Annotated in this window: 18 protein-coding genes and 1 pseudogene; 11 read left to right on the forward strand and 8 right to left on the reverse strand. The window is 42.7% G+C overall.

Annotated elements, in window-relative coordinates:
- Positions 1-291: 291 nt before the first annotated feature.
- Both J7649_RS03720 and pdxR read right to left on the reverse strand, forming a co-directional pair.
- On the reverse strand, positions 292-1,746 hold the full coding sequence (locus J7649_RS03720) for an amino acid permease (protein WP_004280273.1): 1,455 nt from the start codon (positions 1,744-1,746) through the stop codon (positions 292-294).
- A gap of 417 nt (positions 1,747-2,163) precedes the next feature.
- Positions 2,164-3,666, reverse strand: a complete 1,503-nt coding sequence (gene pdxR, locus J7649_RS03725) for a MocR-like pyridoxine biosynthesis transcription factor PdxR (protein WP_219309440.1) — start codon at positions 3,664-3,666, stop codon at positions 2,164-2,166.
- A 328-nt stretch (positions 3,667-3,994) separates the two neighbouring features.
- Between pdxR and J7649_RS03730 the strand changes: the two genes are divergently transcribed.
- From J7649_RS03730 to J7649_RS03740, 3 genes are all read left to right on the forward strand, one after another.
- Positions 3,995-5,266: a Glu/Leu/Phe/Val family dehydrogenase gene (locus tag J7649_RS03730; protein ID WP_228738674.1), complete on the forward strand. Its 1,272-nt coding sequence runs from the start codon at positions 3,995-3,997 to the stop codon at positions 5,264-5,266.
- A gap of 347 nt (positions 5,267-5,613) precedes the next feature.
- On the forward strand, positions 5,614-6,876 hold the full coding sequence (gene gabT / locus J7649_RS03735; RefSeq protein ID WP_005246377.1) for a 4-aminobutyrate--2-oxoglutarate transaminase: 1,263 nt from the start codon (positions 5,614-5,616) through the stop codon (positions 6,874-6,876).
- A 16-nt stretch (positions 6,877-6,892) separates the two neighbouring features.
- Complete coding sequence (locus tag J7649_RS03740) at positions 6,893-8,341, forward strand: NAD-dependent succinate-semialdehyde dehydrogenase (protein WP_219310045.1); 1,449 nt, start codon at positions 6,893-6,895, stop codon at positions 8,339-8,341.
- 203 nt (positions 8,342-8,544) lie between these two features.
- On the opposite strand, the gene J7649_RS03745 is transcribed toward J7649_RS03740, so the two are convergent.
- The 3 genes from J7649_RS03745 to J7649_RS03755 all read right to left on the reverse strand — a co-directional run bounded on the left by J7649_RS03745 (position 8,545) and on the right by J7649_RS03755 (position 11,422).
- The gene (locus J7649_RS03745; protein WP_004280265.1) at positions 8,545-8,826 is read right to left on the reverse strand and encodes a helix-turn-helix domain-containing protein; all 282 of its coding nucleotides are present in this window, start codon (positions 8,824-8,826) and stop codon (positions 8,545-8,547) included.
- A complete protein-coding gene (locus tag J7649_RS03750; protein ID WP_191112352.1) occupies positions 8,819-10,123 on the reverse strand; it encodes a type II toxin-antitoxin system HipA family toxin in 1,305 nt (434 codons plus the stop codon). The genes J7649_RS03745 and J7649_RS03750 overlap by 8 nt, the downstream gene beginning before the upstream one ends.
- A 249-nt stretch (positions 10,124-10,372) precedes the next feature.
- On the reverse strand, positions 10,373-11,422 hold the full coding sequence (locus J7649_RS03755; RefSeq protein WP_219309442.1) for an aromatic ring-hydroxylating oxygenase subunit alpha: 1,050 nt from the start codon (positions 11,420-11,422) through the stop codon (positions 10,373-10,375).
- 309 nt (positions 11,423-11,731) lie between these two features.
- On the opposite strand from J7649_RS03755, the gene puuE reads away from it, so the two are divergent.
- The 5 genes and pseudogenes from puuE to J7649_RS03780 all read left to right on the forward strand — a co-directional run bounded on the left by puuE (position 11,732) and on the right by J7649_RS03780 (position 15,888).
- The gene (gene puuE, locus J7649_RS03760; protein ID WP_219309443.1) at positions 11,732-12,694 is read left to right on the forward strand and encodes an allantoinase PuuE; all 963 of its coding nucleotides are present in this window, start codon (positions 11,732-11,734) and stop codon (positions 12,692-12,694) included.
- Between the two features lie 142 nt (positions 12,695-12,836).
- Complete coding sequence (gene uraD, locus J7649_RS03765) at positions 12,837-13,340, forward strand: 2-oxo-4-hydroxy-4-carboxy-5-ureidoimidazoline decarboxylase (RefSeq protein ID WP_219309444.1); 504 nt, start codon at positions 12,837-12,839, stop codon at positions 13,338-13,340.
- Positions 13,337-13,657 (forward strand): hydroxyisourate hydrolase, encoded by a 321-nt coding sequence (uraH, locus tag J7649_RS03770; RefSeq protein WP_004280258.1) that lies wholly within the window; start codon positions 13,337-13,339, stop codon positions 13,655-13,657. The genes uraD and uraH overlap by 4 nt, the downstream gene beginning before the upstream one ends.
- 30 nt (positions 13,658-13,687) lie before the next feature.
- A pseudogene (locus J7649_RS03775) lies at positions 13,688-15,048 on the forward strand (nucleobase:cation symporter-2 family protein).
- A gap of 126 nt (positions 15,049-15,174) precedes the next feature.
- Positions 15,175-15,888 (forward strand): outer membrane protein OmpK, encoded by a 714-nt coding sequence (locus J7649_RS03780; RefSeq protein WP_004280255.1) that lies wholly within the window; start codon positions 15,175-15,177, stop codon positions 15,886-15,888.
- 57 nt (positions 15,889-15,945) lie between these two features.
- Here the strand turns inward: J7649_RS03780 and J7649_RS03785 are convergent, their stop codons facing one another.
- Positions 15,946-16,443 (reverse strand): ureidoglycolate lyase, encoded by a 498-nt coding sequence (locus J7649_RS03785; RefSeq protein ID WP_004646920.1) that lies wholly within the window; start codon positions 16,441-16,443, stop codon positions 15,946-15,948.
- Positions 16,444-16,455: 12 nt separating this feature from the next.
- Positions 16,456-17,460 carry an allantoicase gene (alc, locus tag J7649_RS03790; RefSeq protein ID WP_219309445.1) on the reverse strand — a complete coding sequence of 335 codons (1,005 nt, stop codon included), beginning with the start codon at positions 17,458-17,460 and terminating at the stop codon, positions 16,456-16,458.
- Between the two features lie 210 nt (positions 17,461-17,670).
- On the opposite strand from alc, the gene hpxO reads away from it, so the two are divergent.
- Positions 17,671-18,828, forward strand: coding sequence for an FAD-dependent urate hydroxylase HpxO (gene hpxO / locus J7649_RS03795; RefSeq protein ID WP_219309446.1), 1,158 nt, complete (start codon positions 17,671-17,673; stop codon positions 18,826-18,828).
- A 76-nt stretch (positions 18,829-18,904) separates the two neighbouring features.
- Here hpxO and J7649_RS03800 read toward each other — a convergent pair whose 3' ends face one another.
- The gene (locus J7649_RS03800; RefSeq protein ID WP_219310046.1) at positions 18,905-19,828 is read right to left on the reverse strand and encodes a LysR family transcriptional regulator; all 924 of its coding nucleotides are present in this window, start codon (positions 19,826-19,828) and stop codon (positions 18,905-18,907) included.
- Positions 19,829-20,106: 278 nt separating this feature from the next.
- Here J7649_RS03800 and J7649_RS03805 point away from each other — a divergent pair, with 278 nt between their 5' ends.
- Both J7649_RS03805 and J7649_RS03810 read left to right on the forward strand, forming a co-directional pair.
- Positions 20,107-21,162, forward strand: coding sequence for an aromatic ring-hydroxylating oxygenase subunit alpha (locus tag J7649_RS03805; RefSeq protein ID WP_219309448.1), 1,056 nt, complete (start codon positions 20,107-20,109; stop codon positions 21,160-21,162).
- 715 nt (positions 21,163-21,877) lie between these two features.
- Positions 21,878-22,978 (forward strand): BMP family ABC transporter substrate-binding protein, encoded by a 1,101-nt coding sequence (locus J7649_RS03810; protein ID WP_219310047.1) that lies wholly within the window; start codon positions 21,878-21,880, stop codon positions 22,976-22,978.
- Positions 22,979-23,029 lie beyond the last annotated feature (51 nt).

Genomic DNA, 23,029 nt, shown 5'->3' on the forward strand with positions numbered 1-23,029 from the left:
CATTTCATAACAGAATGTATTCGAGATTTATCAATTATTCGTTGAAACGGATCAGGTTGAGCAACCAGAACAGAAAAAGCTGATGAAACAGCTTCTGGCTACACTTTGATAGCTGAGGTGGTCTTGAAAGGTGAAATTTGATTAGGAAAGGTGAGGTATCAACGGAGATTTAAAATCTAGACATACATAGGCCTTTTTTACTGGGCTTGTATATAAAATAAATGGAGAGTTTTTTAACTCTCCATTTATTTATTCATTCTGATGTGTTTAAAAAATTTCTATAGAAATAAATTAAAGATTATCACTTAAATTAATTCTGGCCTGTGCTGCCTTTTCCTTTTTGGCTGAGGCTTTACCCCAGTTAAACTTTTGTGCACAGATGCCTAAGCCCACAATAAATAATGCAAGCACACTGGTATAAACCACTTCTTTAAAATAGGTTCCTTCAATAATCATGGTAATTAAAGCGCCGACAATAAAGATAATGACCAGATAAGTGAGCCATGGGAATAACCACATCTTGAATGGAATATTTTGTCCTTCAGCTTCCAGTTTTTTACGTAACTTAAGCTGAGAAATGGCAATAGCAAGATAGACATATAAAGATACGGTACCAGTCGCTAACATCAAGACATCATAAATATTCATACTTTCGGTGGCAGTCAGATAAATCGCCACGAAAGAAAACAGGCTTGAAAAGATGACACCTACCCATGGGCTGTTATTGCGGTTGGTTAAACCGAAACTCTTTGGTGCATCTCCACGTTTCGAGAGGGAATAGACCATGCGTGAACAGGTATAAAGTGCGGAGTTAAAGCAGCTACATACCGAGGTGAGCACGACAAAATTAACAATATGGCGTGCTTCTGGAATACCGAGTGCAGTAAGCGCTACGCTATACGTACCCCAGGTCGGATCTTTCAATAAAGGATTATTGTGTGGAATCAGGCAAACCGTAATCAACATTGAACCGACATAGAATAAAATGATACGCCATACAATTGAATTAGCGGCCTTACGAATTTCCTTGGCTGGATCTTTGGTTTCAGCTGCTGCTACGGTGACAATCTCTGCTCCCATATAAGCAAACATTACACCCAATAAGGCCGTGATCACCGATGAAAACCCATTAGGCATAAAGCCTTGAGCGGTTAGATGAGTTGTACCACCGAGCATAGAGGCATCGCCCCAAGGCCACAGGTGCATCACGGCCAAACTACCAAACACCAGAAACAGTACAATGGCAATAACTTTGATCAGGGCAAACCAGAACTCGAATTCACCAAAGTTTTTTACGTCACGGAGATTAATCCAGACCAGTGCTACAGTGACCAGAAGCATATAGCCCCAGATCGGGATAAATGGAAACCAGCTATTTAGGATTTTCCCGGCAACAAAGGCTTCCCAGCCCATGAGCAACGTCCAGAAAGACCAGTATAACCAGCCGATAGAAAATCCAGCCCAGCGCCCGATTCCACGATCCGCATAGGTTGAAAATGAACCACTGTCGGGATTCAGTACCGCCATTTCTCCCAGCATACGCATGATGAGTAAAACTAATATTCCACCTAGAGTATAGGCAATGAGTGCAGCCGGTCCTGCAGAATAGATGACATTACCGGAGCCGACAAAGAGTGCTCCACCAATGACACCGGCAATTGAAATCATGGTGAGATGGCGTGATTTAAGTCCGTTTTTTAAGCCGTTTGATGATTCGGAATTGGAGAAATGTTGATGTTCTGCCATATAATTTCCCTTAATATCAATAGCGTAGCGGCAATAAAATTCCTTATTTGGCTTACGCTATCTTATCCTTTGAAACTGTAACCGAATTCATCAGTGCTTGACCAATATTAAGTTAATCTTAACAAAATAAATCCTTGTAGCCCTATAGACAGGATCACACTTTGATTAAAGTACGGTTACATGCTGTTCATGTATGCGGTTAATTTCTCTTTTTTGTTATAAAGTGACGAGAGCCATTTTTGAGCAATTCAAAGGAGCCAATTGGCTTAAGAGATAAAAAATATAAGCAGGCCATATTTACAGAAAAATAAAGCCTACCTAAAATATCAGGCTAACAGCAGCTTTTACTTTTCTCTTAAAAATAAATAAAAGCTTTTTGATTATAAAAATATAATTGTATTGATCCTTAACTTTTTACTAAGTTAAAGTGCGAATTCCATGCTCACGCAAGCACTTTAACAACATCCCGAAAGCCACCAGAATTTCCTGTTCACTCACACAGGCAAAGCCCAGTAATAATCCTTTCTGCCGGGTGGAATAATGTTTGGTATAGTATTGCGATAAGGCTCTGACCTTGATTCCCAGTTCAAGCGCTTTGGATGCAATCAAGACATCATCACTGCTGCTCGGCAATTTTAAAATCAGATGCAAACCGGCGGCGGTATTGTATTCATGCAGAAAATCTTCACCTAAATGTCGGCGAATCAGGTCAATTAAAAAAGCGTGGCGTTTGCCATACAATAAACGCATCCGTCGGATATGCGCCTCATAATGTCCTTCACGGATAAATTCAGCCAGTGTTTGCTGATCGATTAAGTGACCACCACGATAAAGTTCCGAGGCCACAATTCGCAATGAAGAAAACAGCTGTTTTGGTACCACTAAATAGCCAATGCGCAGAGCCGGATAAATGGTCTTACTAAACGTCCCCATATAAATCACCGGAGAATCTGGCTCCAAACCTTGTAAAGAAGGATAGGGCTGGCCCGAGAACCTGAACTCACTGTCATAATCATCTTCAACAATCCAGCTATTGTGTTGGCGTGCGAGTGCAATTAACTGTTTGCGCCGTTCCAAACTTAAATGTGAGCCCAAAGGATACTGATGCGACGGCGTCACAAAAATCAGTTTAGGTGGTTTCTTGGGATGCAGATCGGGAATAATCCCTTCCTGATCCACCGGTAAGGAACGTAGATTGACGCCATTAATTCGTAAAATATTACGCGCGCCCCAATAGGCTGGATCTTCGATCCAGACCTCATCGCCTATGTCGCTTAAAGTACGCGAGACCAAATCAATCGCCTGATGGGTGCCTTCGGTAATAATGATCTGATCAGCATCGCACTGCACTGAACGGGCAATTTTCAGATATTCTGCCAGCTCCTGACGCAGTTCTAGGGAGCCACCGGCATTGCTGTAAATCAGGTTGTTAACTTGAGGTTCACGGCTCAAACGCGTTTGGATTTTGCTGAAAATATGATGCGGAAATTCGGTTACATCGGGTGCGCCCGGTACAAAGGCTCCCCATTGATAAGGCGAAGCCGCGGAATAGCCGAGCAAGTAAGAACCGCGTTGCGACAGATTATAATTTTGCTGTGCTTTTTTTTCTGCAACGGCAGGAGAATTCTGTTCTGCCTTCACCAAAAAGGATTCGGGTAATTTCTCTACTACCCAGGTACCTTGACCGGTACGGGCATCAACATAACCCTGTGCCTGTAATTGTTCATAGGCATTTAACACCGTATTACGCGATACCTGAATCTCTTTAGCCAGATCACGTGATGCAGGCAAGCGGGTTTTGGGAGCCAATACGCTATCAATAATCGCGTTACGCAAGCAGCGGAACAGGCGCATCTGTAATGTTCCTGTGACATCTTGCTGCAATCGCTGCAGTAAATAATCTCCAAGCAAGCTACGCAATTGGCTCTCTCCTACAAATTTGAAATGGCTCTCGTGAGAGCGGTATTGCTAGGTGCAAAATAGTCTGATCAGGCAGTCATTGTAAAGTGTCTTGTATGCGTTTTGATCATGTACCTGCGGCTTGAATGCGAGCATACAGGCGGGCAGGCAATATACACAGATACCGATTAAAACTAAAGCGGAAAATCTAGACACTGATTTTGTTTGGAGCTCGCTGAACTAAGACCTGAATCAAGCAATGATTGCCATAACAGCCGAATAGAGATGTGTTGCAGCCGCCAGGACATACGACTGCATATAACAAAAGGATCATAGAATGAACATGATGATGAAAGGATTGACCTATACCGAGCAAGGTACAACGGCCTGGAACAATTATCTTAAGCAACTGGATAAAGTAGCGCCTTATCTGGGTGAGCTGAGTGAACGACTGGACATGCTGCGACGCCCAAAGCGCAGTTTGATTGTCGATGTTCCGGTCATCATGGATGATGGTACGGTTCAGCATTTTGAAGGCTATCGTGTTCAGCACAATTTAACTCGCGGTCCAGGCAAAGGCGGCGTGCGTTTTCATCCAGATGTCAATTTGGATGAGGTGATGGCTCTGTCAGCCTGGATGACAATCAAATGTGCTGCTCTAAATTTACCTTTTGGTGGAGCCAAAGGCGGTGTGCGAGTCGATCCGAGCCAGCTTTCCAAACGCGAACTGGAACGCTTGACCCGACGTTATACGGCAGAAATCAATTTAATTATTGGACCGCAAAAAGATATTCCGGCGCCGGATGTTGGAACCAATCCGCAAATCATGGCCTGGATGATGGATACGTTTTCCATGAATGCGGGTTCTACGATTACTGGTGTAGTGACCGGAAAGCCGGTTCATTTAGGGGGGTCTTTAGGCCGCAGTAAAGCCACAGGCCGTGGTGTGTTTATTAGCGGTCGTGAAGTTGCCCAGCAAATTGGTATGGATTTAAAAGATGCCCGGGTCTGTGTACAGGGTTTCGGTAATGTCGGGAGTGAAGCTGCGCTGCTTTTCCAGGAAAATGGCAGCAAAGTGATCTGTGTTCAGGACCATTCTGCCACCCTGTATCAAGAAGAGGGGATTAATATTAAAAAGCTGCTTGAATACTCAAATACCCACCATAAAATTCAGGGATTTTCTACCAACGATGAAATTTCTGCATCAGCTTTCTGGACCATTCCCGCCGAAGTCTTTATTCCGGCAGCGCTGGAAGGTGTGATTAATATTCAGGTCGCGCAAAATATTCAGACCAAAATGATTCTAGAAGGTGCCAATGGTCCAACATTGACTGAGGCCGATGAAATTCTGAGTGAACGTCATATTACCGTGGTGCCAGACGTAATCTGCAATGCGGGTGGCGTGACGGTCAGCTATTTTGAATGGGTTCAGGATTTGGCCAGCTACTTCTGGACTGAGGAAGAGATTAACCAGCGTATGGATGCCAGCATGAAAAATGCGGTACAGGATGTATGGCAAAAAGCAGTTCAGGCCGGATGTTCTTTGCGTACAGCCGCTTATATTCTGGCTTGTGAACGTATTTTAATGGCACGTCAGGAACGCGGGATCTATCCGGGTTAATCGAAGTTTTTGCACCATAGATTAATTGATTAAACCGACTGGATTTAGTTGATTATTACCCATCCTAAATTTTTGCAATGGATTTTTAAATTGGCTTCTTTATTTAAAAAGGAGCCAATTTTTAGTGCAAATATAAATAATTGTTTATAAATAAAATAATTTTATATTTTGACTATTTTACTCGTTTTAAATAGATCAATTGGCTCCTTCTATCTGCTGCAAAGTGGCTCTCGTCTCATACGTATAAAAGCGCAAAATGAACCATATCAGCCAGTCTTTGGCAAATTTCTATCCCAAGATCCGGATAGCAAAATTTACAACGTATGAATCAAGAATGAGGATACAAAATGGACAGTAAACACTCAGCACTGAATGCACGTAAACAGCAGGCGACACCACGTGGTGTTGGGGTCATGTGTCAATGGTACGCAGAGAAAGCAGAAAATTCGACCATCTGGGATGCAGAAGGCAATCAATATATCGACTTTGCGGGCGGAATCGCCGTACTGAATACTGGCCATCGCCACCCTAAAATTATTGCTGCGGTCACTGAACAATTAACCAAATTTACCCATACGGCTTATCAGGTTGTACCATACGAGAGCTACGTTGCTCTGGCAGAACGTATCAATGCACGTGCTCCTATCCAGGGTGCTGCAAAAACCTCCTTCTTTTCAACGGGTGCTGAAGCTGTCGAAAATGCAGTTAAAATTGCCCGTGCCCATACTGGCCGTCATGGCATCGTGACTTTTGGCAATGGTTTTCATGGCCGCTCATTCATGACGATGGCCATGACCGGTAAAACTGCACCTTATAAACGCGACTTTGGGGTGATGCCTGGTGGTGTTTTCCATGCCCGTTATCCGGTGGAATCCAAAGGCATTAGTGTTGATGATGCAATTCAAAGCATCGAAGACATTTTCGCAGAAGATATTGCTGCGCATGACGTAGCAGCGATTGTGCTTGAGCCTGTACAAGGCGAAGGCGGATTTAATGTGGTGCCTGCAGAATTCCTGAAACGCTTGCGTGTACTATGCGATCAAAACGGCATTTTACTGATTGCTGATGAAGTACAGTCTGGTTTCGCACGTACAGGTAAACTGTTTGCGATGGATTATTATGAGACCAAGCCAGACCTGATCACGATGGCCAAGAGTCTGGGCGGCGGTTTCCCGATCTCAGGCGTTGTAGGTCGTGCTGAAGTCATGGATGCACCAAATCCAGGTGGATTGGGCGGCACTTATGCAGGTAACCCGGTTGCTGTCGCGGCTGCCCATGCGGTACTGGATATCATTGAAGAAGAAGGTCTTTGTGAGAGAGCAAATGATCTAGGCGCAGAACTGGTTGATGTTTTACATGAACTGAAAATGTCTTCTAGCATGGTTAAAGATATTCGTGCACTGGGTTCAATGGTGGCGGTTGAGCTGGAAACTGCGGAACAGGCAAAAGCTGTACAAAACCATGCCATGCAAAATGGTCTGTTAATCCTGACCTGTGGTCGTTATGGTAATGTAATCCGTTTCCTATACCCACTCACGATTCCGGCAGAACAGTTCCGTGCGGGATTGGCCATCTTGAAACAAGGGTTTGCACTGTCTGTCGCAGCCTAATGAAAGAGTAATGATCATGCTTCAAGCGCAATATAGAGATTTATTACAGCATCCTGATATCAGCTTCGATCAGCCTGCCACGGGTGAATATATTGAAGTCAACGATGCATCAACCCAAGCCACTTTGGCCTGGGTAAAATCCCATGACCGTGCATCTGTAGAACAGCTAATTGCTCGTTCTCAGCAAGCACAGAAAACATGGAAAGCCAAGACAGCACTTGAACGTGCGGATGTGCTTTGGGCCTGGTTCAATCTGATGCAGGAACATAAAGAGTCCCTGGCTCAGATCCTGACTGCTGAACAGGGCAAGCCACTGGCTGAGGCACGGGGTGAAATCGGTTATGCTGCTTCCTTTATCCGCTGGTTTGCTGAGCAGGCACGCCGTATTGATGGTGACGTGTTGACTCCAACGCTTGCCCATCAACGGTTATTGGTCATTAAGCAGGCGATTGGGGTGACAGCGGCCATTACACCGTGGAATTTTCCGGCGGCGATGATTACCCGTAAAGCCGCGCCAGCTCTGGCTGCTGGCTGTTCCATGCTGGTTAAACCGGCTGAACAAACGCCTTTAACCGCCTATGCGCTTGAAGTTTTGGCCTTGCGCGCAGGTTTGCCACAAGATGTATTGCTGTATGTCAGTGGTGATGCGGTTGCAGTGGGTCAGGTCTTATGTGAAAGCGAAACCGTGAAAAAGTTAAGCTTTACCGGCTCAACTCAAGTCGGTCGTATCCTGATGCAGCAATGTGCGCCGACCATCAAAAAACTCTCCTTAGAACTTGGTGGCAATGCGCCAGTTCTGGTCTTTGATGATGCCAATCTCGAACAGGCGGTACAGGGCATCATGGCGAGTAAATTCCGGAACAGTGGACAGACCTGTGTGTGTGCGAACCGGATTTATGTACAAGATGGCATTTATGATGCGCTGGTAGAAAAACTGGTGGCTGCCGTTGCCAAACTAAAAGTCGGTGATGGCCGTGATGAAGCTTCTACCCAAGGTCCATTAATTGATGAGGCTGCGATCGAAAAAGTGCAGTCACATATTGCCGACGCAGTGAGCAAAGGTGCACAGGTGAAAACCGGTGGACAGCGCTCAAATCTGGGCGGTACATTCTTCGAGCCAACGCTTCTGACTGAAGTTACTCAGCAGATGCGTGTGGCAAAAGAAGAAACTTTTGGACCGTTGGCGCCGTTATTCCGTTTCAAGACTGAAGAAGAAGCAATTCAGATGGCGAACGATACAGAATTCGGTCTGGCTACCTATGTATTTACCCAAAGTACAGCACGTCAGTGGCGTGTAGGTGAAGCCTTAGAATACGGTATGGTGGGAATCAATACCGGAGCTATCTCTAATGAGGTTGCGCCATTTGGTGGAGTCAAGCAATCGGGATTAGGCCGTGAAGGGTCTAAATTCGGTATGGATGAATACCTTGAAATGAAATATCTCTGTGTTGATATTTCTTCATAATGACGTTTAGAAAATAAACGTATTCATTAAAAACTGATGAGAAAATATCAGTCTCCAGTGAATCCCGCGTTTAATTTAAACCGGGATTCCTGCGATGGAGCAAGGACTCAATAAACAGATTGGAGGAGGGCATATTTTCAGTTGTTAAGTCATTCTTCTTCTCTAAAATTCCCCTAAATATCAATTAAAGCATCAGATTATCATCAGGATTTAACCCTGATTTCTAACTTTAAACCAAAAGCATCCAGTAATTTCTGCATAGACTTGAGTGTTGGATTGCCTTCAGGTTGTTCCATTTTCTGTAGAGTCTGGGGAGCAATCTTGGTAATTTTAGCCATATCGTTGAGTGTGAGGTGCAACTCGGTACGAATGAAGCGAGCAACCTGATGAAAAGGCCAGTCAGGATTGTTACTGACGGTTTCAAGTACAGACAATCTCTTTTGCATCTGTTGAATCGGAGTCAGTGGCTTGAAGCGTTTATCCATAATTCAGCTCCTCCAATTGTTGGCAAATATTATCAATTCGATACTGGCTATTTTCCAGAATTTCAGGTGCCAATTGCAGATACTGCATGTGCTCGAGTAATCCCTGATAAAGTGGTAATTGTTCGATTAACACCGCTTTGATTTCTTTTGGATCAATCATCGTGCTTTCGGCGATCTGTTCAATGACTGAATGCCAAATTGGCATACCACCATGATCATCTCGCTCCCAACGCGTAGTCCGGGCAATACCATCTGGATGGAGCCACATCGGCGCAAAGTCAAATAATGGGGTTAGTTGAATGATTCCTTTATTGAAACGTTGAATCGCTGTATTACGGGTATGATTATCCTTATTACCTAAAGCGACATTGGCAAGATCACGCTTCAAATATTCAAAGATTTCCTGTTTTGGTTCAGTACAGCATTGCATCAACAGGCTACAGATCTGGTTATGGGTCATTCTTACCCCAAAACCTGCTTTTCCTCCCAGAGAAGCAATACTTTCCTGAGCGATTCTTTCAACCTTCCCCTCAATAACTTTACGGTCGAATCGGGGAATAAATAAAGTCTTGCCATGCAGTTCCAGTTCCTGATGAACACGAAGTCCGAGATACTGGGCAACTTTCATATATAAGGCTTCGTGCATCAAAATTTTATCTAAATTCTGATCGCTGCCACGGCTGAATTTCACTAGCCAATGCTGTTTGACCTGATGATCTCTAAGCGTGTGATCCAGATAGAACAGGTCATCATGACCTTGGGTCAGCAGTAATTTTGGCCACTCGCCCTGAATACCAGAAGAGCCAGCAATAAAAAGTCCATAAGAGGCTAAGGATTCAATAAATTTTTCTTGACGTTCTACGACTTGGTCTAGACTAAAGCCATGGTTCTGCTGAACAGGGAACTGCCCCTGTAGCCATTCATAAGCCTCTTTAATCCGTAAGTTGCCAATCGGATTGCCTGCACCCGCTTTTAAAAGCGCCCAGTCTGCTTGTTCCTGAGTATTTTCAGAAAAATTAAGCTGACGGAGTAATTCTTTACGACCATATCCTTGAGGTAACAAATCCATCAGGAAGGCCGGCCAGGTAGATTGCAATGTATTTTGCACATTTACTGGTAAATGATAGGCAAGTGCATGCCCATCGTTTAGATCCATATAAGAAATAGCATATTCAAACAGATATGAGGTGCGCGTGGCTGCTTGCCATCCAGTCTGTTGTTGGCCGACAATTTCAACAATAGCGCAATCCAGCCATTCATCTTCCTGATAAATCTGCAGTGTGCAATACTGATCCATAATTTTATTAAAATAGTAAAATAAAGTGATTTTATTTATTATATACCTATTTTAATAAAAAACTAATTTTATCTTCTTAAAGTTTTTTATCGTTCTAAAAGTCCTTATCTTCACCAGAATACAAGGCTTATGAGGATATATAACAAGATGTATCCTGTTAGAAATCACGATATAACCCAATTGATTTTTAAATATCAGAGCATCTCTAACCCTTACTACCTATAATCGCTTTTTCACTTGAATGAACTTTTAAGCAGCAAATAAAGGACTAAATCCCCGTTTGCGTAGTAATTTTCGGTACATACTCGAGCTTCGATCTGCCGGAAAATGCGCTTCTAAAGATAAGTCCAGAGGTAAATATTCAGGTTTCTGATTTTCTACAATCACACGATCTTCCTCGAAAATTTTCATATTAAAGGCATAGGCATCTTCAACCGGTAAATCTTTATCATAATTGCGGCAAATAGGTGCAAAAAGTCGTGTTGAACGCGCAGTCATGGGTGAAGCCGCATTCATGATGACCTGCTTGGCATCATTCGGAAAATGAATCGTAAGGGTTGCAGTAAAGGGTAGGCTCACTTCAAAATGACGTAACCATTTAAAATCTTCCTGGCCACGCTGCTCTGTTCCGATCGGATAACGTCCCACACTACTGATATAATCTGCATTAAAACCAACATCCGTTTCTGTCGTACTGTAATCAGGAACTTCTACATCCTCCGGATCACCAAAAGTATCGGGATGCACCCAGGCAAAATGTGCCACATCAATAAAACCTTCGAGCTGTCTTCCTGCAAAACATTGAATGTCTATCTGAGGGCAGACCAGTTGCTGATACTCAGCATCATCCCAAAAAGGCATATGAGGAATATGAGGTTCTGCATCTTTTGTAGCGCTTAATGAACACCAGATCAGACCATATTTTTCTACCGCAGCATAAGTTTTTAGATGGAAGCGCTCCGATATTTTATGCTGAGGATGTGCAGGAATACGGTTACATTTACCTTCACTGCCAAAGCGTAAACCGTGATAACGACACACCACGCCTTGGCCGTCATTTTTTCCCAAGCTTAAAGGTACACCGCGATGCGGACATGCATCTTTCGCCACCACCAGTTCATCGTTCATTTTATAAATCACCAGCGGCATATCAAGCAGCATACTACTTGTTGGCTGATCTGTAATATCACGCGCAAGTGCAATCGGATACCAGTACTGAGCCAAAAGATGCCAGTCATGTTCCTCGAATGTCATATGGACGGGTAAGTCGGGACTAAACGTGGCGATATTTGTATTCATAATGGATTCTGTGTCGTGACCTTTAGCTGGACTATAAAACAGCAAGGTGTTCTATGAAATTTCAATTAACAGGATATAGGATTGCGTAAATCAGAACACTGACCAGCGATTAAAAACAAAATAAGCAACTTTCCAGGTTTTTTATGTTCAACTACGCAAATATTGAGATGGGATATTTCTAAGCTTAAATCTCGCTGAAAATATTTTTTAAAAAGCGTGCTCTCAATTTCAATGCTCTACTTTGGCGCATAAATTGCTTATCACGCGTATAGACCATTGATCATTTACTAGAATCGACAAGGAATTGATGTGACGACTAGCTACTTACGCGGACAAGAACTTATCGAGAGCATTCGCAGTGCACCTTATTCGCGTGACCTGATTGGTTATCATGGCGAACTACCAAAAGTGCAATGGCCAAACGGCGCGCGTGTCGCGGTACAGTTTGTGCTGAATTATGAAGAAGGTGGTGAAAACCACATTGAACATGGTGATACGGGATCAGAACAGTTTTTATCTGAAATTATTGGTGCTGCCAGCTTTCCAGACAAACATATGTCGATGGATTCGATGTACGAATATGGTTCACGTGCTGGCTTCTGGCGGATTCATCAGGAGTTCCAGAAACGTGGTTTGCCGATGACTATCTTTGGGGTCGGCATGGCATTGGTACGTAATCCTTATGTGGTAGAGGCGATTAAAGCAGCCGATTATGATGTCGTTTCACATGGTCAGCGCTGGCTACATTATCAGAACATGCCGATTGAAATGGAACGCCAATATATGGATCAGGCGGTCAGCGTTCTGGAAAGCCTGTTTGGTGAAGCACCGATCGGCTGGTATACCGGTCGGGACAGTCCGAATACCCGTCAACTTCTGGCTGATTTTCCTCAAATCAAATATGACGCTGATTACTATGGGGATGACTTGCCATTTTGGAGCACCTTGACCAATCAGGCAGGGGAAACACGTCCACATTTGATTATTCCTTATAGCCTGGATAGCAATGACATGAAATTCAGTTCACCTGGCGGTTTTAATAGTGGGGAACAGTTTTATCAATATCTCAAAGATGCTTTTGATGTGCTCTATGCCGAAGGTGAAACTGCGCCAAAAATGCTGTCGATTGGCATGCACTGCCGTATTTTAGGACGGCCGGGACGTTTTAAAGCCCTGCAAAAGTTTCTGGACTACATTCAAAATCATGACAAAGTGTGGATTTGCCGCCGTGGGGATATTGCCGAGCACTGGTATAACCATCATGCGCCATAGACATAAAATATATTGGAAAAGATCAGTTTAATGCTCTTTTTTGAGTCATGTACTTTATAAAAATAACAAACACATCAGCTTTGGCACTGTTATTGCAAAACCAGTTTTAAATAACCAAGCAATATAATCAGGCGATTGAATAGTGCAACTTGTTGAATTTAATCAAGCATCAGCAGAAGATGCGATGATCTTTTTAAAGCACTGTGTGCAAATACCCAGCTGGTCGACCGAACTTGCAGCAAAACGTCCTTATGCATCGCTTGAGGATATTTTGAATGCAGCGAAACAACAAGCGGCGACCTGGAGTTGGGATGAGATTAAAACTGCACTGGATAATCATCCCCGTATAGGTGAAAAACAGGCACAGGCTGAATTAAGTGAAATAGAAAAAGACTTTTCCCATCGTGAGCAATCCGGCATTACAGCAGATGACGATACCCAGCTCGCGCTGCTTAAAGGCAATCTTGCCTATGAAAAAAAATATGGGTTTATCTTTCTGATCAAAGCTGCTGGATTGAGCAGTGAAGACGTCCTTCAAGCCCTGAACTATCGTTTGCTAAATGATCCAGAGATTGAGAAACGTATTGTCCATCATCAACTGGCAGAAATTGCCTTGTCACGACTGGCTCAGGAGCTTCATGCATGATTAGCACGCATATTTTAGATACACATCTGGGAAAACCTGCGACAGACGTGGTGGTACGACTTTTTGCTGAAGACGGTCGCTTGCTTGCTGAGACAAAAACCAATACAGACGGTCGCGTCAGTGATTTTGGCATAGTCGATTTAAAAACAGGTATCTATAGTCTTGAGTTTTTTACATCTGCTTATTTTGAAGGTTTGGGTTTAGAAACTTTTTTTCCTAAAGCAGTTATTCATTTTTATGTGAAAGATGCATTCCAGCATTTTCATATTCCTTTACTGATCAGCCCATTCGCGTACTCCACATATCGCGGAAGCTGATTTTATATTTAGACTTTGAGGGTGAGAAAAATGACAGAACAAAGTAAAACAATATCACCTGAACATGAATATTTAGGTGCGGGGAAAAGTGCAGCTTATGGTTTGCAACACGTACTGACCATGTATGGTGGAATTATTGCACCACCTTTAATCGTGGGAACAGCAGCCGGCCTAGAAGCTTATCAAATTGGATTATTGATTGCGGCGGCGCTATTTGTCGGTGGTTTAGCCACAATTTTGCAAACCGTTGGGGGGAAATATATCGGTGCAAAACTACCTTTGGTGCAAGGGGTTTCTTTTGCCGGTGTCGCAACGATGGTGGCGATTGTGACTACAGGCGGTGGTTTGCAAGCCGTCTACGGTGCAGTCGTTGTCGCATCATTGATCGGTTTTTTCCTCGCACCTTATTTTTCCAAAATTATCCGTTTCTTTCCACCAGTCGTGACCGGTTGCGTCATTACTATCATTGGTTTGTCTTTATTGCCGGTGGCAGTCCGCTGGATGATGGGCGGCAATCCCAAGGCACCAGAATGGGGAAGTGTCGAAAATATTGGTCTGGCACTCATGACTTTAGCTTTAGTCGTCTGCCTGAATTTGAGCCGACAGGCTGCTATTCGTCGCTTGTCTATTTTACTGGCAATTGTTTTAGGTTCAGTACTGGCTTATTTATTCGGTTTTGGTGATTTCTCTAAAGTTGCGAATGGAACATGGATTCAGGTACCCAGCTTCTTCGCCTTTGGACTACCGACTTTTGAGCTCACAGCCATTATTTCCATGCTCATCGTTACTCTCTCGTGATTATGACCGAAACCACAGCAGATATCATTGCAGTGGGTGAGATTGTAGGTACAAAAGTGGATGCGGATCGTATCTCGAATGGCTTGCGTGCCGATATGTTATCGAGTGCGATGGCGCCTGTTTTTGGGTCATTCATGCAAAGTGCTTTTGCGCAAAATGTCGGCTTGGTGGCGATTACCGGAATTAAAAGCCGCTTTGTGGTCGCAGCTGGGGGCATGATTTTAGTCGTGTTGGGTTTACTGCCAATTATGGGACGTTTGATTGCTGCCATTCCTGTACCGGTATTAGGTGGTGCAGGTCTGGTACTTTTTGGAACAGTCGCTGCAAGCGGGATTCGTACCTTGGCTAAAATTGATTATAACGAGCAAAAAAATCTTATCATTGTTGCGACGGCTATTGCAGCCGGCATGATTCCCATTATTGATCATTCCTTTTATGCCAACTTTCCAAAATGGGTGCAAACCTTGTTTCATTCGGGGATTAGCTCAACCTGCTTAATGGCCATTTTACTCAACCTGTTGTTCAATCATCTGAACCTATTTAAAAATAAAAGCACAGCGACTACAGAAATTGTGGCAAAGATTCCACATTAGAAAATTTAAACCAGGATGAAAACAGTCCAGAAAATGGGCTGTTTTTTTATCAAAAATTAAAAATGTTGGCTTTGTTTTTGCTTAATTCAGAATGTGATTCTTTCATTCCATTGGGGACCCTTATTTATGAAATTCACTCAACTTACTGCTGCAACATTACTTGTATTGGGTGCGGCATCCGCACAGGCAAAACCGATCTGGCAAGACTTCAGTGTCACCGGACTTTATGGAGAAAACTATGAGGTGGTCGATGAGAAACAGGCGACTGCGACCTTTGAATATACGGCAAAAGTAAAATATGCAGATGTCTTCTTCTTCATTGACCGTATGCGCGGTGCAGATGACTTTAAATCAAGTTATTTTGAATTTTCACCACGTTTGAGCTTGGGTGAAGTGTCGGGTCAGAAGCTTGCCTTTGGTCCGGTTAAAGATGTACTGGTTTCAACGACCTGGGAAGGTGGAGAGGGTTTTGATAACTTCCTGTACGGCGTAGGTTTCGATCTGGATATTCCCTATTTCCGTTATGCCAGCATTAACCTTTATCGCGTGAATAATGAGAATATTGATGATGATTACCAGTTGACACTGACCTATGGCGTGCCAATTAAACTGGGAACTGAAGAATTTCTGGTGGATGGCTTCTTGGACTGGTCTACAGAAGAAGATACTCATGACAGCGAGATGAACTGGACCACCCAATGGAAATGGAATGTCGGTAAACACATTTCTCCAGACACCAATTTATATCTGGGGATTGAACATTCTATCTGGAACAACAAATTCGGTATCCCAAATGCCGATGAAAATAATGTCAGTGCTTTAGTGAAATATCACTTCTAGGCAAAGTGATGAAGAAATAAGTTAAAAGCCCTGATAAAAGGGCTTTTTTTAATGCGTTTAAAATACGATCTGGATGTTTTCAGGAAAAGGATGAACATCACAATTTGATCCGCTACCTATACGATCCACTACGACAAACTCGCTGGGTGCTTCAAGGGTCAATAATGGATGATGCCAGGTTCCGGCACGATAATTTATCCCTTGAGAACCATCACTGATAAATACCTGAATCTGACTAATATCGGGCTGTGTATAATCAAGTTCAGGCGCTACAACGATTAAAAATTGCTGGCCGTGCATCGGAATAAAAGCCTGTGATCCTAGAGGATGCCTTTCCAGCATTGAGATTTGAAAAGGAATTGCCGTAGCTTGCATATTTCTAAAAATACTCAGTCCGACCTTGGTGTCACTTTCTACTTCAGCCAGGGCATGATAACGCTCAGTCTGCTGCTCATTGATATGAAAATAATGATTACCCTGACAGGCAATGACTTCTCCAAAAGGCAGAAAACTTTCAGTGCTTAAAGGCTGTATTTTTATACTTTGCATAGACATATCATTGATCACTCAAGCCAATTTTCCCCAGAGACGAATCCGGCTGATGCCACCGTCCGGAATCATGTTGACACGAATATGGGAAATTTTTTCGTGTTGTAAAATTTCATTGATGTAATGATGAATATGATCCATTTGCATAGGTTGGGCTGCTAACAAAAAAGGCCAGAACATGCTTTGTGGAATGAATTGCTCATCGGTTGCATCCTCAACATAGATGGCTTGAATAGAAACCTCTGCAGGGAAATTTCCCTTAAAATGGGCGGTATCAATTTCAATTTTCTCGATTCGGGCACTGGCGCCTAAAGCCAAAATGCACCAGTCAAATCCTGGAGCACGACGCCGTTTGGTTTCCCAGCCATCGCCCATGTTAATGCCACGTCCCGGATTAATCAGATTGCGTGGATGTCCAAAATGCGCATCGCTATAGGCAACGACACGGCCACCATGTTCTAGTGCCAAAACATCTAGCATTTGATCACTATCTTGCAGATTGATTTTTACCTGACCATAGACCTTAAAACGTGCAATCCCACCGTCAGGATAAATATTCAAACGGACATGGGTAAATATCTGCTTTGCTGAAATCTGAACAATATGATGCTGGCTGGGGCCCAAGACATTATTTTCTATAATGCTGATCCATTCTGCCTGATCAAGATTTCCATCTGGCGCATAACATGCTTGCACAGCAGCAGAGGCCGGATAATTACCGCTAAAAAAAGTCGTATCAATATCTAGTGCCTGTATTTGACCTGCAACAGCAAGTTTAATGATGGCCCAATCATAGCCCGTGTGGCGCTTGCGACGGGTTTCCCAGCCATCCATCCATTTGCCATGCTCATCAAACTTGTCTTCGATAAAGACCGGTGCCTCAAATTGCAACATGCGTTTTGCTTCAGCAAAAAACTCATCTGAACATTCAAGAATTTCTGCGCCAATTCGGGCATCTGCAAGGTTAGTTAACTGCTGTACTGGAGCAGGCAGATCAAAAATTGGAGCTAATAAGGTCGCCATCTTAAATTTCCATCATTGGTATACGTCACATGAATATGCACTTTTATAAATACAAATTTAGGTCTTCTGCCTTTATAAAAACAGGACATTGAAGGAATTTAAAAGCACAGCGTGTGCCAACTCTTGCTATTTTTTTAGTGCATTTTTTTCAGGATGGCACGTTTTTAGCATTTTAGCTGGCAATGAAGATGAAATAGCCAGGAGGAATAGATGGAGATTGCAATTATTGGGGCAGGCATGGGCGGATTAACCACAGGAATTGCACTAAAAAAGTTCGGACATCGGGTCACCATCTATGAGCAGACAGAACAGATTTTACCTGTCGGTGCTGCAATTTCCTTGTGGTCAAACGGGGTGAAGTGTTTGAACTATCTGGGCTTAACTGAACAGGTAGCAAAGTTAGGTGGCCAGATGAATGACTTAGCCTATATCGATGGTTTGAATGGCGAGGTCATGACGCAGTTTAGTTTGGCGCCGTTAATTGAAGAAGTCGGTCAACGTCCATATCCGGTATCGCGTGCTGAATTACAAAATATGTTAATGGATGCGTTTGGCCGGCAGGATATTCAGCTCGGTAAAAGAATGGTGTCTATTGAGGATAAGGGGCAACACGTTGAAATCGGTTTTCAGGATGGCAGCACTGTTTCTGCCGCATTATTGATTGGCGCAGATGGTACCCATTCCATGACGCGTCAGTATGTATTGGGCAAACAGGTTGAACGCCGTTATGCTGGCTATGTGAACTGGAACGGACTGGTTGAGATCTCTGAAGATTTAGCGCCCGCACAGCAGTGGACCACTTTTGTCGGTGAAGGCAAACGCGCTTCACTGATGCCTGTGGCAGAGCATCGCTTTTATTTCTTCTTTGATGTGCCATTGCCCGCAGGTCTGGAGAATCAACGTTCGGAATATAAGATCTTATTAAAGCAATATTTCTCTGGCTGGTGCTCCCAGGTTCAATGCCTGATTGACAGTATTGATGAGCAGAAAACCAATCGTGTCGAAATCCATGATATTGAGCCTTTTAACCAGTTTTATAAGGGCCGTGTGGTAATTTTAGGGGATGCGGCACATAGCACCACACCGGATATCGGGCAGGGAGGTTGCCAGGCAATGGAAGATGCGGTCTATCTGGCACGTGCCTTACAAATTAATACGCTAGGTCTGGAAGATGCCCTGAAACGTTATCAGAATAAACGCAATGAACGCGCCAATGAATTGCTGCTACGTGCACGTAAGCGTTGTGATGTCACGCATATGAAATATGAGCAAATTACCAAAGACTGGTATGCAGACCTACGGAAAGAACAAGGCCCACATATTATGAAAGGCATTATTAGCAATATTGTGGGTAATCCATTGGATTAAGTCTAATTAATAGCATCACATATCGAGAAACCGCGATTTTAGCCATCGCGGTTTTTGTTATTTAAGTATGAAAATACTACAGTTGCTGCACCTTGCTTTTTAAGGTTTCCATTTGTTCAATCATATGTTTAATCATCAACTGGGAAACGCGTGAAATTTGGCGTTTAGGCGCCACACACAAGGCAATGGTCAGCGGATGCAGCCCTTTTTCAGAGACAGGTTTAAAGACCACTTCATCTCGCTCGACATACGGTAAAACATCGAGATAACTAAAAATTCCAATCCCGGAATTCGCCTTAATGAGAGTATTCATCAGGCGTATATCATTCGATTCCGTTTTACGTGCAGGTATAAATTGATGATGTTTATACAATGCCTGTACATAATCATGAATAATCAGGGGGTCGGCCGGAATAAAATGGTTGTCGTTCAAGGTATCTGAAAAATAAATCTTTTCTGCTTGAGCAAGAGGGTGTGATGTACCCATCACAAAACCTAAAGGTAGTTCCAGAAAATGGAGGACTTCAATATGTTGATGGGATTTCGGATTCAGGATCAGGCCAAAATCCAGATCTGCCTCAATCACTTTTTTGGCTACAATTTCACTGTCTGCAACCCGGATATTAAAATTAATCCAGGGATAATGTTCATACATATATTGCACGGACTGCATGACAAAACCATCATTCAAGGCAGAAATTAAACCAAATTCGATGGTCCCACGCGTAAGCCCCTGAATTTCATCAAAGCGAATCCGGGTTTGCTGGAATTCTTTTTGCCATTTTATAACATCGGCATAGAGTAATTCGCCCGCCAGTGTCAGTTTTAAACCATTGGGCAAGCGCTCAAATAACATAATTCCCAGTTCTTCTTCAGCCAGAGCAATTTGCCGATGTACTGCAGACACGGAAATGAATAATTGATCTGCGGCCTTGCGTAAACTTCCCGTTTTCGCCACCGCGATAAAATATTCTGAAAATCGGGAAAAAGGCGTATTCATCAATTTAGTCAAGCAAGTACCACCGTTTATTTATATCAATATTTGAGATAAACGTGTTTATGCGAGTTTTATGCCAAAGAAGGTAGCTTTAATCGGCAAGTACATTTGTACATGGTTGATGTGTTCTAATTTTAAGAATGAATAGTACGAATCATTCTAATAGACAGAATAACAATAAATTCAGTAATTTCAATTAGAAGCAAAGCCAAAATTGCACAGTTCTGCACTGTTCAAGGCCTGTAAAAAGAGACCATCCATAGTAAGAATATAGGTTTGATATGAACGCAATTCCAGTCATCAATTTATTCAACAAACCCTGCTATAGCCAGTTTGATGATCAGGACTGGGACATTCTGGCTCGTCACTGGTATCCGGTGGCACGGATTCAGGACGTTTCTACCCAACCGCAACAAGTGACCCTGCTTGATGTCAAACTGGCATTGTACAAAACAGAAAGTGGCGATATTCATCTGGTCCGTGATCTCTGTCCACACCGGGGTGTACCCTTAACCAAAGGCTGGGTTTCGGGTGAAAATCTGGTCTGTCCTTATCATGGCTTACACTACAATGGCCAGGGAAAATGTATCAAAATTCCTGCACAACCCGAGCTGACCAACATTTCTGAGCGCTTTTCTCTGACCAAATTTCCAGTAGTGCAAAAATATGGCTTGATCTGGACCAGTATTTTTGGCCGTGACGAAGCAAAAGCCAATTTTCCTGTTTTAGATACCTGGGAGATGCCAGATCATCAGGCAATTTTACCGCCGTTTGTGGATATTGCCGGTTCAAGTGGCCGTCAATTGGAAGGCTTTATTGATGTTGCACATTTTGCCTGGGTTCATCAGGGGTCTTTCGCAGATCCTGAAAATCAGGTTGTACCCAAATACACGACAGAACGTACAGATTACGGCCTGCATACCGAATATGTCAGCAGTGTCAGCAACTATCCACATGGTATGCAAGATCTGGCACCGGAAGGCTTTTTGTGGAAACGTGTATTTGATGTTTATCCACCGTTTTCTGCGGTGCTAACCGTACATTTCCCAGAACAGGGACAATTAAAAATTCTCAATGCCTGTTGTCCGGTTTCACACAATAAAACTCGGTTATTTGTGCCGCTGACACGCAACTTCGATACCACAGGAGATTTACAGGCGGTATATGACTTCAATGCACAAATTTTTGCCGAAGATCAGGACATGGTGGAAAGCCAGAAACCTGAAGAATTACCGCTCGATATTTCCATGGAAGCACATTTTGAAGCGGATCGTTCTTCAACGACCTATCGTCGAATCTTAGCCGAGTGGGGATTAAGTAAACGTTATGTGGTCTAATATATTTTAAAATTAAAAAATATAGATTAAATTTTAAATAAAAACCCTATATTTTAATATAGTAGTTTTTATTTATATTATTTTTAAATAATTAAAATATTATTTATACTCCCTTATTCTTTGATTAAAACTAATTAATATTGTTAAAATTTAGAAATTAAAATAAATCAATCTAGGCAAGCTGCGATTAGCGAGTTACAACTTCGTTCAATGAGGAGAGAAAAGAATAAGATCTGTAGAACATCACCCTTTTGGTATATTACAAGCTAAATCGAATTATCAAAAAAAATTAATTTTTTAATATTAGTAACTTATATAAAAAAATTCCAATCCATCAATGAAGCTCAATACATGGTTCTATCATTTTAATTTATCTTTGCTCATGAAAAATATGAAGCTTGGATTAAAAAAGGAATGCGCAAATTTAAGGCATTTTATTTTATCGCACCACTTATAAGCAAAAATAAAAAATAAATCCATTTTATAAATTAAATTCCCTATCAATCACAAAATAAGCTTTTATAAATTTAATATCATCACGCTTTAATTAAATCATAAAAACAAAAACATCTTATTTTAAAACCATCTTTTTATTATTTTTGATAAAAACTGGAATACTTATTGCTAATTATATATTGAACAGACTGAGCACATTTAAGTGAAGTCATTTTAAAGCATGTGTTGCATGACACAGAACAACCAAGAGCAGAATAGAATGAAAGAAAAAAATAGCTTGAAAACCGGATTGAAAAAATGGGTAGGGGTATTAATGGCAAGTGGTGTAATGAGCATGGCCGCTGTCGCCAATGTTCAGGCCCAAGATAAAGCCGCATTTGTTTATATTGGCCCAACCAGCGACCATGGCTGGACTTATTCTCATGATCAGGGCCGGATTAAGGCTGAAAAAACCCTCGCAGGAAAATACAAAACCTCTTATATCGAAAATGTCCCGGAAACGGCAGATGCCGAACGTGTGATCCGTAACCTGGCACAACAAGGCAATAAAGTCATTTTTGCGACTTCATTCGGTTATATGAATGCGATGGAGAAAGTATCCAAGCAATTTCCAAATACCGTATTTATGCATGCAACCGGTTATAAGCAGGGCAAAAATTTAGGGGTATATGATGTCCGCACCTATGAAGGCGCTTATATGCTAGGTGTGGTCGCAGGGCAAAAAACCAAAAATAATGTTTTGGGCGTAGTTGCGTCTTTTCCAATTCCTGAAGTTATCCGTAATATCAATGCCTATACCCTCGGCGCACAAAGTGTAAATCCAAAAATTAAAACCAAAGTCATTTGGGTGAATTCATGGTTTAACCCGGGTAAAGAACGTGACGCAGCCTTGGCCTTGATTGCTCAAGGCGCAGATGTACTCATGCAAAATACCGATTCTCCAGCAGTGGTACAGGCGGCTGAACAAAAAGGTGTCTTTGCTTTTGGCTGGGATTCTGACATGAGCAAATTTGGCCCTAAAGCGCATCTTGCTGCATCGGTTTTACATTGGGAAAAAATCTACACTCCAGTAATGACGCAAGTCAGCAATAAAACCTGGAAACCCAGTGCAATGTGGTATGGCGTGAAACAAAAAGCAGTCGATATTGAAAGCTTTGGTCCTTCCGTGTCGGCAGCCTCTAAAGCAAAAGCACTCAGTGTACGTGATGGCATTTTAAAAGGCACACTGCATCCATTTACCGGTCCGATTCACAAACAGGATGGCACATTGGTCTTGGCAAAAGGCAAGCGCCTAGATGATGCGGCCTTAAGCAAAATGAATTACTACGTGAAGGGCGTCGAGGGTTCATTACCGAAATAAAGCATTTCAATTTCGCCATTAAATATCTAGATGTACTTTCCCGCATCCATC

It is taken from the genome of Acinetobacter lwoffii, assembly GCF_019343495.1.
Classification (GTDB): Bacteria; Pseudomonadota; Gammaproteobacteria; order Pseudomonadales; family Moraxellaceae; genus Acinetobacter; species Acinetobacter lwoffii_P.